The organism is Microcella humidisoli, assembly GCF_024362325.1.
Lineage (GTDB): Bacteria > Actinomycetota > Actinomycetes > Actinomycetales > Microbacteriaceae > Microcella > Microcella humidisoli.
On sequence record NZ_CP101497.1, the window covers coordinates 1,999,419 to 2,013,447 of the forward strand.

Genomic DNA, 14,029 nt, shown 5'->3' on the forward strand with positions numbered 1-14,029 from the left:
AGGACGACACTCATGGAATTCCCCACCTACGGCGCCGCGAACCCCGGCATGCCCAGCAGCCGTTACATCCTGCCGAGCTTCGAGGAGCGCACCGCCTACGGCTACAAGCGGCAAGACCCCTACGCGAAGCTGTTCGAAGACCGCATCATCTTCCTCGGCGTGCAGGTCGACGACGCCTCGGCCGACGACGTCATGGCGCAGCTGCTCGTGCTCGAGTCGCAAGACCCCGACCGCGACATCGTCATGTACATCAACAGCCCCGGCGGCTCGTTCACGGCCATGACGGCGATCTACGACACGATGCAGTACATCCGTCCGCAGATCCAGACGGTCGTGCTCGGCCAGGCGGCCTCGGCCGCGGCCGTGCTGCTCGCGGCGGGCTCGCCGGGCAAGCGCCTCGCGCTGCCGAACGCGCGCGTGCTCATCCACCAGCCCGCGACGGGCGATGCCGGCCGCGGTCAGGCGAGCGACATCGAGATCCAGGCGAAAGAGATCGCGCGCCTGCGCGAGTGGCTCGAGCACACGCTCTCGAAGCACTCGAACCGCACGGTCGAGCAGGTCAACAAAGACATCGACCGCGACAAGATCCTCATCGCCGACGAGGCCCTCGAGTACGGCCTCATCGACCAGGTGCTCACGAGCCGCAAGACGCTGCCGGCGGCCATCGCCTCGTAACGCACCGTCCGTTCACGACGAGAGCCCCGCATCCGATTCAGGATGCGGGGCTCTCGTCGATCGCCGGGTGAGGGTCTATTCCTCCTCGGGCGCGTCGGGCGCCGCGGCCTCGGATTCGTCGAGTGCACGGTTGCGGCGCCAGAGCACGACGCCGGCGACCACTCCCGCCACCACCAGCACGCCGACGATCGCGAGCACAACGCCGATGACGGTTCCCGACTCGTCGGGAACCGCGGGCGCGGCAGGTTCGCTCGACTCGGGCTGTGCCACGGCTGTCTCGCTCGGCTCGGCGGTCGGCGTCGGCTGCACCGTTTCGAGCGGCTCGCCGCACACCGGAGCCTCCGTGCGGCCCGGCGAACCGACGGCATCGGCGGCGGGATCGAATCGGAAGGTCAGCTGGTCAGAGAGCGTGTGTCCATCGGCGGAGATGTACTGGAACGTCATGGTGTACGTGCCAGCGCCGCCGAGCGCACCCGGAGTCGACATCGATGGCCCTTGCACGGTGACGCAGCCGTCTCCGTAGAAGAGCCCGTTGTCGTCGGTGACTTGGATCGCGAACCCCGCCCCTTCGCCGCCCAGGTCGAGCATGCTGTCGTTGACCGTCACCACGAAGAACTCCGGAATCGACGTCAGCACCTCGCCCTCGGCAGGAGTCGATGACACGACGTAGTTGTGTGCGGCGGCCGGCGAGACCGCAGCGAGGCTGAGGCCGGCCGCGATCACGCCGACGCCCACGATGCGTGCGATGGTGTGCATGGTTTTTCCCTTCTAGGAGCGCGCTCGGGCCGAGCGGCGAGAGATGATGGCGGCGGTCACGCCGATGATGCCAACGACGATTCCGAGAATGCCGAGCGTGCGAGCCACGAGATCGACGTTCGTCGCCCCGACGGCTGCGGAGGCGGCCGCCACATCAGCGGGGGTGCTGTCTGAGTGGGAGACTCCTCCGTGGGTCTCGTCGACGGCCGCCGTGAGCGTGACCGACGGTACGTCGTCACCGGTCCATGTGACCGACCCCTCGGTGCACGTCTGCGTCACGGGGAACTCGACGACATCGCCGACCTCTCCCGCGGGCAACTGCAGCGACAGGGCGAAGGTGTCTCGCAGACCGTCAGTCAGGCCACCGGTGGTCGAGGTGTACACGACCTGCCCGACACGATCGGTGATCGGGTCGCCACCGTGCACCGACTCGATCGGTTCTGCCAGGGGCACACGTGCGGTCTCGACGCTCCAGGAGGGGTTGACGGTCGGTGTCACGCTCACGATCGTTTCGGGTAGATCGATCGTCACGACCTGGGTGGGCGAGCCGTCGCAGCCATGAGGAACAGCGAAGGTCACGACCGTGTACGAGCCGGCGGCCGTGCTGGACGCGGTCGCTGAGACGTGAGCGAGCGCGCTCGTGGGCACGGCGAGCGCGAGTGCGCTGCCGGCGAGCAGAGCGGCGGTGATGCGGGTGCGGTTGTTCATGAGGTTCCGTTTCCTGTGTGGGGCGTGCGGCAACGCTCGGCCATGCCCGGTGGGCACGGAGCGGCGAGCGTGCAGGGCACGCACAAAAGGGGAGAAGTGTGGGGTGCGGTTCAGCGTCGATCAGGCCGCCGCGACGGCGGGTGGACCGCGCCGCTCGGGCAGGTCGAGGTGACGTGCCGCGACACGCATGGTGGCTCGTGCCCAGTCGGCCAGCAGCCTCGGTCGTGAGATGGGAGTCGGAGCGGTGCCGACATCGAAAGATCGTCGGAGCTCGGATCCGATCGTCGCCAGGGCCTTCGCGATCGCTGCGACGCCGCCGCGGAGCATGGCGTAGGCCAGCACTGCCGCTGCCAGGTGGCTGAGAACCATCGCCGATGTCAGCGCTGATTCGGCGCTTGCGTCATTCGCGACGGTGAGCAGTGCGGTGTGTTGTGCATGGTGCGCCCCGGAACCGAGGGGTGCGGTCGTCGAGCTGGAGGCGGTGGACGCGCCGAAGAACGAGAAGAAGGTGTGGAAGATGACCTGATCGAGCACCACGCCGGCGACGGTGCCGCGGCGCGACAGTCGCGAGCCGACGACCGCTGTGCCGAGCAGAGCGGACGCGAAGAGCGCGAGCACGAGTGCGACGAGCGAGGGGGTGCCCCCGCCGGCGAGGGCGTGCCCCGTGGCGGCCACGACCGTCGACACCGTCGCGACGATCCACGCCGACGCGAGTCGCGATCGACGCGATCTCAAGCGGTCGGATGTCACCATGGTCTCTCCAGCCTAGGGCCCGTCGGATGAGGGCTCGCAGAGTATTCGGAGAGCTCGGCCGACCGGTCTGCTTTCCACGCGACACCCGGGAGGGGCACGGTGCACGACGAACGTCGTCGCGCCGCGTTAGGCTCGCTGCAGGGTCGGCTCGCTGTCGATCCGCTGCCTGAATGAGGGGTGAGGCCATGGCTCGCATCGGAGAGACCGCCGACCTGCTCAAGTGCTCGTTCTGCGGGAAGAGCCAGAAGCAGGTGCAGCAGCTCATCGCCGGCCCCGGCGTGTACATCTGCGACGAGTGTGTCGAGCTGTGCAACGAGATCATCGAAGAGCGACTGGCCGAATCGGGCGAGGCCGAGTCGGCCGAGTTCGACCTGCCGAAGCCGAAAGAGATCTACGCCTTCCTCGAGGAGTACGTGATCGGGCAGGACGCGGCGAAGAAGTCGCTCTCGGTCGCCGTCTACAACCACTACAAGCGCATCCGGGCCCGCCAGACCATCACGGCGGCCGACCAGCTCGCCGACGACGTCGAGATCGCCAAGAGCAACATCCTGCTCATCGGCCCCACGGGCTGTGGCAAGACCTACCTGGCGCAGACGCTCGCGAAGCGCCTCAACGTGCCCTTCGCGGTCGCCGACGCGACGGCCCTCACCGAGGCGGGCTATGTCGGTGAAGATGTCGAGAACATCCTGCTCAAGCTTCTGCAGGCCGCCGACTTCGACGTCAAGCGGGCCGAGACCGGCATCATCTACATCGACGAGGTCGACAAGATCGCGCGCAAGGCCGAGAACCCGTCGATCACGCGCGACGTGTCGGGCGAGGGCGTGCAGCAGGCCCTGCTGAAGATCCTCGAGGGCACGGTCGCGAGCGTTCCGCCGCAGGGCGGGCGCAAGCACCCGCATCAGGAGTTCATCCAGATCGACACGACGAACGTGCTCTTCATCGTGGCGGGCGCCTTCGCGGGGCTCGAAGACATCATCAGCCAGCGCGCCGGCAAGCGCGGCATCGGTTTCGGCGCCCCGCTGCACGACAAGTCGCTCGAGAAGAACCTCTTCAGCGAGGTGCTGCCCGAAGACCTGCACAAGTTCGGGCTCATCCCCGAGTTCATCGGGCGCCTGCCCGTCGTCACGACCGTGACGCCGCTCGACCGCACCGCCCTCATCGAGATTCTCACGACGCCGAAGAACGCGCTCGTGCGGCAGTACCAGCGCATGTTCGAGATCGACGGCGTCGAGCTCGAGTTCGAGCAAGACGCGCTCGACGCGATCGCCGACCTCGCCGTGCTGCGGCAGACGGGCGCGCGCGGCCTGCGGGCGATCCTCGAAGAGGTGCTCGGGCCGATCATGTTCGAGGTGCCGTCGCACGACGACGTCGAACGCATCGTCGTCACGCGCGACGCCGTCATGGAGAACGCGGCGCCCACGATCGTGCCCCGCAGCATCGCCCCCCGGCGCGAGAAGTCGGCCTAGCCGCACGCTCATGACCGAGCTCGCCGTCGGCACCGTCGACGGCGCGACCGCGCCCGCCGCGCTGCTGGCCGCGAAGTTCAACCGGCACACGTTCTGGTGCGGGCAGAGCGGATCGGGCAAGACCTACGCGCTCGGCGTCGTGCTCGAAGAGCTGCTGCTGCGCACCGAGCTGCCGCTCGTGATCGTCGACCCGAACGCCGACTTCGTGCGGCTCGGCGAGGTGCGCGAGGGGGTGGATGCGGAGATCGCGGCGGCACTGTCGGCCCGCGACATCCGCGTGCTGCGCCCCGCATCGTTGCCCGGCGACGACCTGCGAGCGCGGTTCTCGTCGATGCTGCCGCAGTCGAAGGCGGCCGTGCTGCGGCTCGACCCCATCGTCGATCGAGCCGAGTACAACGCGTTCCTGCATCTCAGCGCCGTCGGCGCTGCGGCCGAGGCGACGGCGCTCATGCAACAGCTGCTCGACTCGAGCGACCCGGGTCAGCGGGCCATCGCCCAGCGCATCGAGAACCTCGGGGTGCTCGACTGGCAGATGTGGGCGGGGAAGCACGCGGCAGCGTCAGAGCTCATCGACGAGCGGCCCGATGCGACTGTGCTCGATGTCGGCGGGTTCGCGCATCCCGATGAGGCGCTCACCGTCGTGCTGTCGGTGCTCGACGACCTGTGGCAGAAGCGCGAGCAGCGCCGACCCGTGCTCATCGTCATCGATGAGGCGCACAATGTGTGCTCGCCCGAGCTGTCGGGGCCGCTCGCGGTGGCGGTGCGCGAGCGCATCATCCAGATCGCCGCCGAAGGGCGCAAGTACGGGCTGTGGATGCTGCTGTCGACGCAGCGCCCCTCAAAGGTGCACCCGGGTGTCATCTCGCAGTGCGACAACCTCGGACTGATGAAGATGAGCTCGCCGGCCGATCTGGCTGAGCTCGGTTCAGTCTTCGGCTTCGTGCCGAGCGAGCTCATGGCCCGCGCGGCCGTCTTCGAGCAGGGGCAGGCGCTGCTCGCCGGAGGGTTCGCGCCCGCCGACGGGGTTGTGCGCATGCGCGCCAGATACACGCACGAGGGCGGCGCCGATGTGCGCGTGCCCGTTCGCGGCTGAGCGGGCTACCCTGGCGGCATGAGCGAGTCTCTGCGCGACCGGTTGCGGGCGCTGCCCGCCTTCCCCGACGAGCTGCCTGAGTTCGACCCCGCGGTCGCCCCGGCGACGGCGCACGAGCTGTTTCTGCAGTGGCTCGACGATGCGCTGGCCCGCGGGGTCGCGCAGCCGCACGCCTGCACGCTGTCGACAGCGGGACCGACGGGGCACGTGACGGCGCGCACGCTCATCCTGAAAGATCTCGTCGACGGCCAGTGGGTGTTCGCGGGGGCGCGTTCGACCCGCAAGGGCATCGACCTCGCCGCGAACCCCAGTGCGGCCCTCACTTTCTACTGGCCCGAGGTGGGGCGGCAGGTACGCATCACGGGCGAGGTCGAAGAGTTGCCGAGCGCGGTCGCCGCGGCCGACTGGGCCGCGCGCCCGGCGGTGACCGAGCCGCACAACCCCGACTGGGCGGCGTGGGCGCTGACGCCCACCGAGGTCGAGTTCTGGCAGGCGCGGCACGACCGCCAGCACGTTCGGCACTGGTACCGCACGGCGCACTAGCCCCCGGCACCCCCGCGCGCGTCCACGATCCCGCGCCCCGCGCGACTCCACCATCCCGCGGGCGTCCGCCATCCCGCGCCTCCACAATTCAGGAGTCGCGTCGCGCTCGTCGCGCCCGCCGGCCGTCCGCCGGCGTGTCGCGGGTGTTTCCTGCCGCGTGTTCCTGAGTTGTGGAGATCGCCGACGCGGGGTGTTGACATGCTTCCGAACTTCATTCTATGGTTTGTTTAGTTCTGAAGTAAGAACGGCACTCACGATAGGGATCAGCAATGGCGCTTCGCCCGATGGCACGCACCGACGTCAACCGGTCCGCGATCCTCGCGCACCTGGGGGCGCACGGTCCCGCCTCGCGCGCCGAGCTCGCCCGCTCGCTGTCGCTCTCGCCGGCCCTCATGACGCAGCTCTCGAAAGATCTCATCTCCGACGGGCTCATCCGCGAGCTCGCCCACCAGGCCAGCCAGGGCGGGCGCCCCGCGCGCATGCTCGGGCTCGTCGCGAGCGCCGGTCGGGCCGTCGGGGTCAAGGTCGCTGCCGACCACCTCGCCTTCGTCGAGGTCGGCATCGACGGCACAGTCGGCCGCACTGCGAGCGAGCCCTTCGACGCCGCCGCGAGCACGATGCTCGCCGTTCTCGCCGACCGCCTGCGCCGCTTCATCGCAGGCGGCGCCGACACCCCGCTGCTGGGCATCGGCGTCGGGGTTCCGGGCGACGTGGATGCGCAGGGCACCGGCATCGTCAACTCCACCCAACTCGGCTGGACCAACGCGCCGATCGGCTCGAGCCTGCGCCGCGAGCTGGGGCTGCCCGTGCTGGTCGAGAACAACGTGAACGCCGTGGCCATGGCCGAGCGGCTCTACGGCCTCGGCCGACGCCACGCCCACTTCCTCGTCGTGACGATCGGCACCGGCGTCGGTGCGGCGATCGTGATCGACGGTGCGATCGTGCGCGGTACGCGCGGCGGAGCCGGTGAGATCGGCCACATCCCGGTGCGCGAAGAGGGCCCGCGCTGCAGCTGCGGCAACCGCGGCTGCCTCGAGACCTTCATCAGTGAGGGTGCGCTCGTGCGCATCGCCCGTGAGCGCGGCATCATCGCGACCGATGCCGGCATCGGCGCGCTGCGCGACGCTGCTGCCGCGGGCGACGCGGCCGCGACGACGGTCTTCAGCGAGGCGGGGCACCTGCTCGGCCGCACGCTCGCGGGTCTCGTGCACGCGCTCGATCCCGAGGTCATCATCCTGCTCGGCGAGGGCACGACCGATTGGGCGCACTGGTCGTTCGGCTTCGAGCCCGCGTTCCGCGCCGCGCTCATGCCGTCGCGTCGCGGCGTGGCGGTGGCGGTCGAGAGCTGGCAGGACGACAGCTGGGCCCAGGGCGCGGCGACGCTCGTGCTGGCGACGCCGTTCGACGCCGACGGCGTCGCGGGCGAGCAGGGCGACCTCGTGCGTCAGCGCCTGGTCGAGCAGGCGGCGCCGCAGGGGGAGCCCTCGTGAGCGTGTCGACCCTGCAGACGAGCCTCGTCGACCGCGCCCCGGTCGCGCCGGTCAGCGCCCCCGTGCGTCCGCGGAAGAAGCGGGGCTGGCGCTACGGCCTCACGGTCGCGGCGTTCCTGCTGCCGAGCGCCGTGCCGCTGCTGCTGTTCGTGCTCGTGCCGATGGTCGCGGCCGCGTGGATCAGCCTCAACGACTGGAACCTCATCACGCCGATGCAGTTCGTCGGCATCGACAACTTCGTGCAGCTGCTGAACGACCCCGCCACGGCGAGCGTCTTCGGCAACACCCTGTACTACATCCTCGGCTACCTGCCGCTGGTCTACGTCGGCGGCCTGCTGCTGGCGCTCGGGCTCAACCGCACGCTCAAGGGCCGGGCGTTCTGGCGCGGCATCTACTTCTTGCCCGTGGTCACGAGCTGGATCGCCGTGGCGATCGTGTGGCGCTGGCTCCTCAACCCGAGCAACGGCGTGGTCAACACGGTGCTCGGCTGGGTCGGCATCGACGGCCCCGGCTGGTGGACCGAGCCCGCGTGGTCGATGCCCTCGATCATCCTCGCGAGCGCGTGGAAGGACCTCGGCTTCGTCATGGTCATCCTGCTCGCGGGCCTGCAGGCCATCAACCCCGAACTCTACGACGCGGCGAAGGTCGACGGTGCGAACGCGTGGCAGCGCTTCCGCAGCGTGACGCTGCCGATGCTGAGCCCGAGCACGTTCTTCGTCGTCGTGATTTCACTCATCAACGGCTTCCAGGTCTTCGACCAGGTCTATGCGATGACGGGCGGCGGCCCGGCGGGCTCGAGCCAGGTCGTCGTGCAGCAGATCTACGACCTCACGTTCCGCTACGGCGCGGCCGGCGAGGCGGCGGCCCTGTCATGGATGCTCTTCGCCGTCATCCTCGCCGTCACCGTCGTGCAGATCATCGGCCAGAAGCGGTGGGTGCACTATGCGTGAGCGCACCACGAGCCGCACGAGCTGGGTCGTGCTGCACATCGCGATCATCCTCGGCGCGCTGGCGATGTTCTTCCCGTTCCTGTGGACGTTCGTCACCTCGATCACGCCGGGAGCGGGCTTCTCGATCACGCCCCAGCTCTGGCCCGAGAACCCCTCGTTCGAGGCCTACGCCACGCTCTTCACCGAGCGGCCCTTCGGGCGCGTCGTGCTCAACAGCCTCATGCTCGCCGTCATCACGACGCTCGTGCAGCTGTTCACGAGTGCGACGGCGGCGTACGCCTTCAGTCGGCTGCCGTTCCGCGGGCGGGGGATCGTGTTCGCGGTCTACCTCGCGACGATGATGGTGCCGCTGCAGGTGCTCGTCGTGCCGCTGTTCGCCGAGCTCAAGGCCTTCGGTCTGCTCAACACCTACCTCGGCGCCCTGCTGCCGACCTTCGCGAGCGCCTTCGGCATCTTCCTGCTGCGGCAGGCCATCAACCAGGTGCCGCGCGAGCTCGACGAGGCGGCGACGCTTGACGGCGCCGGCCACTTCCGCATCTTCTTCTCCATCGTGCTGCCGAACATCAAGCCGGCGCTCGCGACGCTCACGATCTTCGCCTTCATGGGCAGCTGGAACAGCTTCCTGTGGCCGCTCATCGTGCTGCGCGACCCCGAGCTACAGACGCTGCCGATCGCGCTCGCCGGACTGCAGGGCCAGTACACGACGGCGTGGGACGTCGTCATGGCCGGCTCGGTCGTGAGCATCCTGCCGATGCTCGCGCTCTACATCTTCGCCCAGAAGTACATCATCCAGGGCGTCGCCAGCTCGGGGCTCAAGTAGTCCCCGAGAACCACCCATCCGAATGATCCGCACCACCGGTACCGAATATCAAAGGAGATAGCACTCACATGAAGCGTTCACTCATCGCCGCGGCCGGCATCGCCGCCGCCTCGGCCCTGGTGCTCGGCGGTTGCGCCGCGCAGCCGGCCGAGCCCGAGGGCCCCGTCACCATCACCTACAGCAACTTCATCTCGGCGGGAGGCAACGAGGAGAACCTCGCGGCCATCGTCGAGGCCTTCGAAGCCGAGAACCCGAACATCACGGTCGAGGTCGAGACGCTGCCCTACGGCGACTACTTCACGGCGCTGCAGACCGACCTCGCGGCCGGCACGATCGCCGACGTCGTCGACACCGACTTCGGGTTCTTCCAGACCCTCGCCGACTCGGGCGCTCTCGCGCCGCTCGAGATCGCCAACCCCGAGGCCTACCGCGAGTCGCTCGTCGACGCGTACTCGCGCGACGGCGTGAGCTACGGCCTGCCGAGCTCGTTCTCGGCCGTGGTGCTCTACTACAACGCCGACCTGTTCGACCAGGCCGGTCTCGAGTACCCGACCGCCGACTGGACGTGGGAGGACGAGCAGGCCGCCGCTGAGGCGATCACCGCGCTCGGCGACGGCATCTGGGGCAGCCACCAGCCGGTGTCGTTCTTCGAGTACTACAAGGTGCTCGCGCAGAACGGCGAGTCGTTCCTCAACGACGACCGCACCGCGGTGGCGTTCAACACGCCGGGCGGCATCGAGGCGGCCGAGTGGCTCGTGAACAAGAGCGGCACGGTCATGCCGACGATCGAGCAGGGTCAGGGCACGCCCGACTTCGACACCAACCTGTTCGTCGAGGGCAAGCTCGGCATGCTGCACACCGGCATCTGGGTGTTCGGCGCCGTCGCCGATGTGCCGTTCACGTGGGACATCGCCGTCGAGCCCGGCAACACGCAGCAGGCCAGTGGTGTCTTCTCGAACGCGGTCGGGGTCTCGGCCACGTCGGAGAACGTCGAGGCGGCCACGCTCTTCGCCGAGTTCCTGACGTCGTCGCAGACGATGGTCGACGTGCGTCTCGAGTCGGGGTGGGAGCTTCCGCCGATCAGCGACGAATCGCAGCTCGCGGTCTACCTGACGAAAGACAACCCGGCCAACCGCCAGGCGGTCTTCGACTCGCTCGACGGCATCGCGATCCAGCCGATCGTGGCGACGGGCCAGCAGGAGATGCAGGACATCATGAATGAAGAGCTCATCGAGGCGCAGGCCGGCCGCAAGTCGGTCGCCGACGCCCTGGCGAGCGCCGAAGAGCGCATCAACGCCGTCATCGGCGGCTAGTCCAGCCCTTCACCCGGAGCGGGGTTCCGGCGCGCTATGGCCGCCGGAACCCCCTCCCTCGGCACGCCCCGGAGGGCCATCCGCATGAACACCACCACCGACCTCGACGCCGTCGCGGCCCTCGCGGCCCGCAGCGTCACGCTCATCGAGAGCCTTCAGCACTCCTCGGGGGCATACCCCGCGAGCCCCACCTTCTCGGCCTACCAGGGCTACAGCTGGTTCCGCGACGGAGCCTTCATCGCCGACGGCATGTCGGCGGCGAGCGCCGTCGACAGCGCATCGCGCTTCTTCGATTGGTGCGACCGGATGCTCGCCGAGCGCCGCGAGCAGATCGCCGAGATCGTCGCCGCTGAGGCCGCCGGCACTCCGTTGCCCGACGACGCCATGCTCGCCACCCGCTTCACCCTCGACGGAGTCGAGGGCTCCGACGACTGGTGGGATTTTCAGACCGACGGCTACGGCACCTGGGTGTGGGCAGCGGTGACGCACGCGCGCCGGCACGGGTTGAGCATCGCGCGCTGGCAGCAGGGCATCCGCCTCAGCGTCGACTACCTGCTCGCCACGTGGCGCCGCCCCTGCTACGACTGGTGGGAGGAGCACCGCACCGAGGTGCACGTGTCGACCCTGGGCTGCGTCATCGCCGGGCTCGAAGCGGCCGCCGATGCCGACGCGCTCGAGCCGGCTGTCGCCGACGCCGCGCGCGCCGCCGCTCTCGAGGCGCGCGCGCTCATCACGGAGCGCGGGGTGCACGACGGCCACCTCGCGAAGTGGCTCGGCTCGACCGAGGTCGACGGCTCGCTCGCGGCGGTGATCGCCCCGCTCGGGGTGATCGAGGCGACGAGCCCGCTCGGCCGCGCGACGATCGCGGCCGTCGAGTCGACGCTGAGCGTCGACGGCGGCGTGCACCGCTACCTGCTCGACACCTTCTACGGCGGAGGCCAGTGGCCGCTGCTGACGTGCTTCCTCGGCCTCGCGCACCACGCGTCGGGCGACCGCGCGAGCGCCGTGCGCCTCCTGCACTGGGCCGCCGGCACCGTGACGAGCGAGGGGCTGCTGCCCGAGCAGGTCGACGACCATCTGCTCGCGCCCGAGCGACGGCAGGAGTGGCTCGACCGCTGGGGTCCCGTCGCGACCCCGCTGCTGTGGAGCCACGCCATGCTCGTGCGCCTCGCGGTCGAGCTCGAGGTGCTGCAGCCGGCGGGAGCCCGCGCGTGATCCGCCACCGCCCCTTCGGTTCGGGCCACCCCTACTCGGTCGACACCGAGCAGCGCAGCCCGGTCGACCCGGTCGCGGGCGAACCGCTGACCCTCGGCGTGCGCGTCACGCCCGAGGTGGATGCCGTGACCCTGCAGTGGGACGACGGCGCGACGATCACCGAGCTGGCCCTCGATCGCACCGAGCGCCGGTCGCGCGGGCAGGCGGTCGACGGCGGCCACCTGGCGAGCGCGCAGGCACGGCTGGCGCGGGCCGCGCGCGGCTTCGCGGTGACGCTGCCGGCAGGCGACCCACGGCTCACGGCCGGCTCCGCCGCCCGCTACCGCTTCGTCGGCGGCCCGGCCGCGGCGCCGAACGGCCAGCGCACGCGCTGGTTCCCCGTGCGCGTCGCGGGCTGGCACGCCGCGCCCGACGACGCGGTCGCGGCCGGCTCCGGCGCGGGCCTCCTGCCCGGCAGCGTCGAGGTGCTCGACGACGGCGAGCGCGTGCGCCGCGTGCGGTTCGCGCTGGCGCTCGCCCCGGGCGAGCACGTGGCGGGGTTCGGCGAGCGCTTCGATGCGCTCGACCACCGCGGGGCATCCCTCGATTCGATGGTCTTCGAGCAGTACAAGTCGCAGGGCGCCGAGCGCAAGACCTACCTGCCGATGCCGTTCGCGCATGTCGTGGGCGGCCGCGGCTGGGGCTTCCACGTGCGCACGAGCCGCCGTGTGTGGTTCGACATCGGCGAGAGCGCCCGCGACCGCCTCGTGATCGAGGCCGAGGTCGACAGCGCGAGCGACGCATCCGGCGTCGTCGAGGTGGCGGCCTACACGGGTTCTCCGCACGAGGTGCTCGACGCCTTCCTCGCCGAGGTCGGGCGCCCCGAGCAGCTGCCCGACTGGGTGCTGCGGCTGTGGGCGAGCGGCAACGAGTGGAACACGCAGGCCGAGGTCATGCGGCAGGCCGACGCCCACCGCGAGCACGGCATTCCGGTCGGCAGCATCGTGATCGAGGCGTGGAGCGACGAGAGCACGTTCCACATCTGGCGCGACGCGCAGTACACCCCGCGCACCGACGGCGGGCCGATGCGTCTCGCCGACTTCACGTTCCCGGCCGAGGGCGCCTGGCCCGACCCCAAGGGCATGGTCGACGAGCTGCACGCGCGCGACATCGCGCTGCTGCTGTGGCAGATCCCGCTCATCAAGCTGCGCCCGCACCCGCGCGGGCAGACCCGGCTCGACGCCGACGCGGCGATCCGCGAGGGCGTGCTCATCCGCGAGCCCGGCCCCGACGGCCGGCTGCGGCCGTACCGCAACCGCGGCTGGTGGTTCCCGCTCGGGCTCATGCCCGACCTCACCGACGAGCGCGCGGCGCAGTGGTGGACCGAGAAGCGCCGCTACCTCGTCGACGAGCTCGGCATCGACGGTTTCAAGACCGACGGCGGAGAGCACGCCTGGGGCCGCGAGCTGCAGTACCTCGACGGGCGCCGCGGCGATGAGGGCAACAACACGTTCCCCGTCGCGTACGCGAAGGCGTACGGCGACCTGCTGCGGCGGGCCGGCAAGGCGCCCGTCACGTTCTCGCGCGCGGGGTTCACGGGCTCGCAGGCGCACGGCGCGTTCTGGGCGGGCGATGAGAACTCCACGTGGGAGGCGTTCCGCTGGTCGCTCTTCGCGGGCCTCAGCGCCACCGCGAGCGGCATCTTCTACTGGGGGTGGGACATCGCGGGCTTCAGCGGCGAGATCCCCACGGCCGAGCTCTACCTGCGCTCGATGGCGGCCGCGGCGTTCGTGCCGATCATGCAGTACCACTCCGAGTTCAACCACCACCGCACCCCGAGTCGCGACCGCACACCGTGGAACATCGCCGAGCGCACGGGCGACGCGCGCGTCCTGTCGGGCGTGCGCCGCCTCGTGCAGCTGCGCGAGCGCCTTGTTCCGCACCTGTCGGCCGAGAGCGCATGGGCCATCGAGCAGGGCACCTCGCTCATGCGACCCCTGTTCTTCAACTGGCCCGACGACGAGCGGCTGTGGAACCACCCGCTGCAGTGGATGCTCGGCCGCAGCATCCTGATCTCACCGGTCACGACCGAGGGGGCGACGTCGCACACCGCGACGCTGCCCGCGGGGGAGTGGGTGCACGCGTTCAGCGGCGAGCAGGTCGCGGGCGGCGGCACGCACACGACCGAGGTGCCGTGGGACGAGGCGCCGGTCTACGTGCGCGCGGCCGACTGGCCCGCGCTGCGGGAGGTGTTCCAGCCCTAGGCTG

Annotated in this window: 13 protein-coding genes; 10 read left to right on the plus strand and 3 right to left on the minus strand. The window is 70.2% G+C overall.

All coding sequences use genetic code 11. The annotated features are described in order from the left end of the window. Nucleotides 1-12: 12 nt before the first annotated feature. Nucleotides 13-675, plus strand: coding sequence for an ATP-dependent Clp protease proteolytic subunit (locus NNL39_RS09700; RefSeq protein ID WP_255159081.1), 663 nt, complete (start codon nt 13-15; stop codon nt 673-675). A gap of 75 nt (nt 676-750) precedes the next feature. Here the strand turns inward: NNL39_RS09700 and NNL39_RS09705 are convergent, their stop codons facing one another. The 3 genes from NNL39_RS09705 to NNL39_RS09715 all read right to left on the minus strand — a co-directional run bounded on the left by NNL39_RS09705 (nt 751) and on the right by NNL39_RS09715 (nt 2,892). Next, nucleotides 751-1,431 (minus strand): copper resistance CopC family protein, encoded by a 681-nt coding sequence (locus tag NNL39_RS09705; RefSeq protein ID WP_255159082.1) that lies wholly within the window; start codon nt 1,429-1,431, stop codon nt 751-753. Nucleotides 1,432-1,443: 12 nt separating this feature from the next. Continuing rightward, nucleotides 1,444-2,139 (minus strand): YcnI family copper-binding membrane protein, encoded by a 696-nt coding sequence (locus tag NNL39_RS09710; RefSeq protein ID WP_255159083.1) that lies wholly within the window; start codon nt 2,137-2,139, stop codon nt 1,444-1,446. Nucleotides 2,140-2,259: 120 nt separating this feature from the next. Next, on the minus strand, nt 2,260-2,892 hold the full coding sequence (locus NNL39_RS09715) for a hypothetical protein (protein WP_255159084.1): 633 nt from the start codon (nt 2,890-2,892) through the stop codon (nt 2,260-2,262). A 185-nt stretch (nt 2,893-3,077) separates the two neighbouring features. Between NNL39_RS09715 and clpX the strand changes: the two genes are divergently transcribed. From clpX to NNL39_RS09760, 9 genes are all read left to right on the plus strand, one after another. Next, entirely contained in the window at nt 3,078-4,358 is a 1,281-nt protein-coding gene (gene clpX / locus NNL39_RS09720; protein ID WP_255159085.1) for an ATP-dependent Clp protease ATP-binding subunit ClpX, read from the plus strand. A gap of 10 nt (nt 4,359-4,368) precedes the next feature. Further along, complete coding sequence (locus NNL39_RS09725) at nt 4,369-5,451, plus strand: ATP-binding protein (RefSeq protein ID WP_255159086.1); 1,083 nt, start codon at nt 4,369-4,371, stop codon at nt 5,449-5,451. Nucleotides 5,452-5,469: 18 nt separating this feature from the next. Then, on the plus strand, nt 5,470-5,994 hold the full coding sequence (locus NNL39_RS09730; RefSeq protein ID WP_255159087.1) for a pyridoxamine 5'-phosphate oxidase family protein: 525 nt from the start codon (nt 5,470-5,472) through the stop codon (nt 5,992-5,994). 269 nt (nt 5,995-6,263) lie between these two features. Next, nucleotides 6,264-7,484, plus strand: coding sequence for an ROK family transcriptional regulator (locus NNL39_RS09735; RefSeq protein ID WP_255159088.1), 1,221 nt, complete (start codon nt 6,264-6,266; stop codon nt 7,482-7,484). Further along, complete coding sequence (locus NNL39_RS09740) at nt 7,481-8,434, plus strand: carbohydrate ABC transporter permease (protein WP_255159089.1); 954 nt, start codon at nt 7,481-7,483, stop codon at nt 8,432-8,434. Before NNL39_RS09735 ends, NNL39_RS09740 begins: the two co-directional genes overlap by 4 nt. Beyond that, entirely contained in the window at nt 8,427-9,254 is an 828-nt protein-coding gene (locus NNL39_RS09745; RefSeq protein WP_255159090.1) for a carbohydrate ABC transporter permease, read from the plus strand. The genes NNL39_RS09740 and NNL39_RS09745 overlap by 8 nt, the downstream gene beginning before the upstream one ends. Before the next feature lie 68 nt (nt 9,255-9,322). Continuing rightward, entirely contained in the window at nt 9,323-10,567 is a 1,245-nt protein-coding gene (locus tag NNL39_RS09750; protein ID WP_255159091.1) for an ABC transporter substrate-binding protein, read from the plus strand. Between the two features lie 84 nt (nt 10,568-10,651). Further along, nucleotides 10,652-11,782, plus strand: a complete 1,131-nt coding sequence (locus NNL39_RS09755; protein ID WP_255159092.1) for a glycoside hydrolase family 15 protein — start codon at nt 10,652-10,654, stop codon at nt 11,780-11,782. Then, the gene (locus NNL39_RS09760) at nt 11,779-14,025 is read left to right on the plus strand and encodes a glycoside hydrolase family 31 protein (protein ID WP_255159093.1); all 2,247 of its coding nucleotides are present in this window, start codon (nt 11,779-11,781) and stop codon (nt 14,023-14,025) included. Before NNL39_RS09755 ends, NNL39_RS09760 begins: the two co-directional genes overlap by 4 nt. Nucleotides 14,026-14,029: the final 4 nt, after the last annotated feature.

Excerpts from the sequence above, each read along its gene's own strand:
- NNL39_RS09700 (WP_255159081.1), top strand. The coding sequence starts at position 13 with ATGGAATTCCCCACCTACGGCGCCGCGAACCCCGGCATGCCCAGCAGC.
- NNL39_RS09705 (WP_255159082.1), bottom strand. The coding sequence starts at position 1,431 with ATGCACACCATCGCACGCATCGTGGGCGTCGGCGTGATCGCGGCCGGC.
- NNL39_RS09710 (WP_255159083.1), bottom strand. The coding sequence starts at position 2,139 with ATGAACAACCGCACCCGCATCACCGCCGCTCTGCTCGCCGGCAGCGCA.
- NNL39_RS09715 (WP_255159084.1), bottom strand. The coding sequence starts at position 2,892 with ATGGTGACATCCGACCGCTTGAGATCGCGTCGATCGCGACTCGCGTCG.
- clpX (WP_255159085.1), top strand. The coding sequence starts at position 3,078 with ATGGCTCGCATCGGAGAGACCGCCGACCTGCTCAAGTGCTCGTTCTGC.
- NNL39_RS09725 (WP_255159086.1), top strand. The coding sequence starts at position 4,369 with ATGACCGAGCTCGCCGTCGGCACCGTCGACGGCGCGACCGCGCCCGCC.
- NNL39_RS09730 (WP_255159087.1), top strand. The coding sequence starts at position 5,470 with ATGAGCGAGTCTCTGCGCGACCGGTTGCGGGCGCTGCCCGCCTTCCCC.
- NNL39_RS09735 (WP_255159088.1), top strand. The coding sequence starts at position 6,264 with ATGGCGCTTCGCCCGATGGCACGCACCGACGTCAACCGGTCCGCGATC.
- NNL39_RS09745 (WP_255159090.1), top strand. The coding sequence starts at position 8,427 with ATGCGTGAGCGCACCACGAGCCGCACGAGCTGGGTCGTGCTGCACATC.
- NNL39_RS09750 (WP_255159091.1), top strand. The coding sequence starts at position 9,323 with ATGAAGCGTTCACTCATCGCCGCGGCCGGCATCGCCGCCGCCTCGGCC.
- NNL39_RS09755 (WP_255159092.1), top strand. The coding sequence starts at position 10,652 with ATGAACACCACCACCGACCTCGACGCCGTCGCGGCCCTCGCGGCCCGC.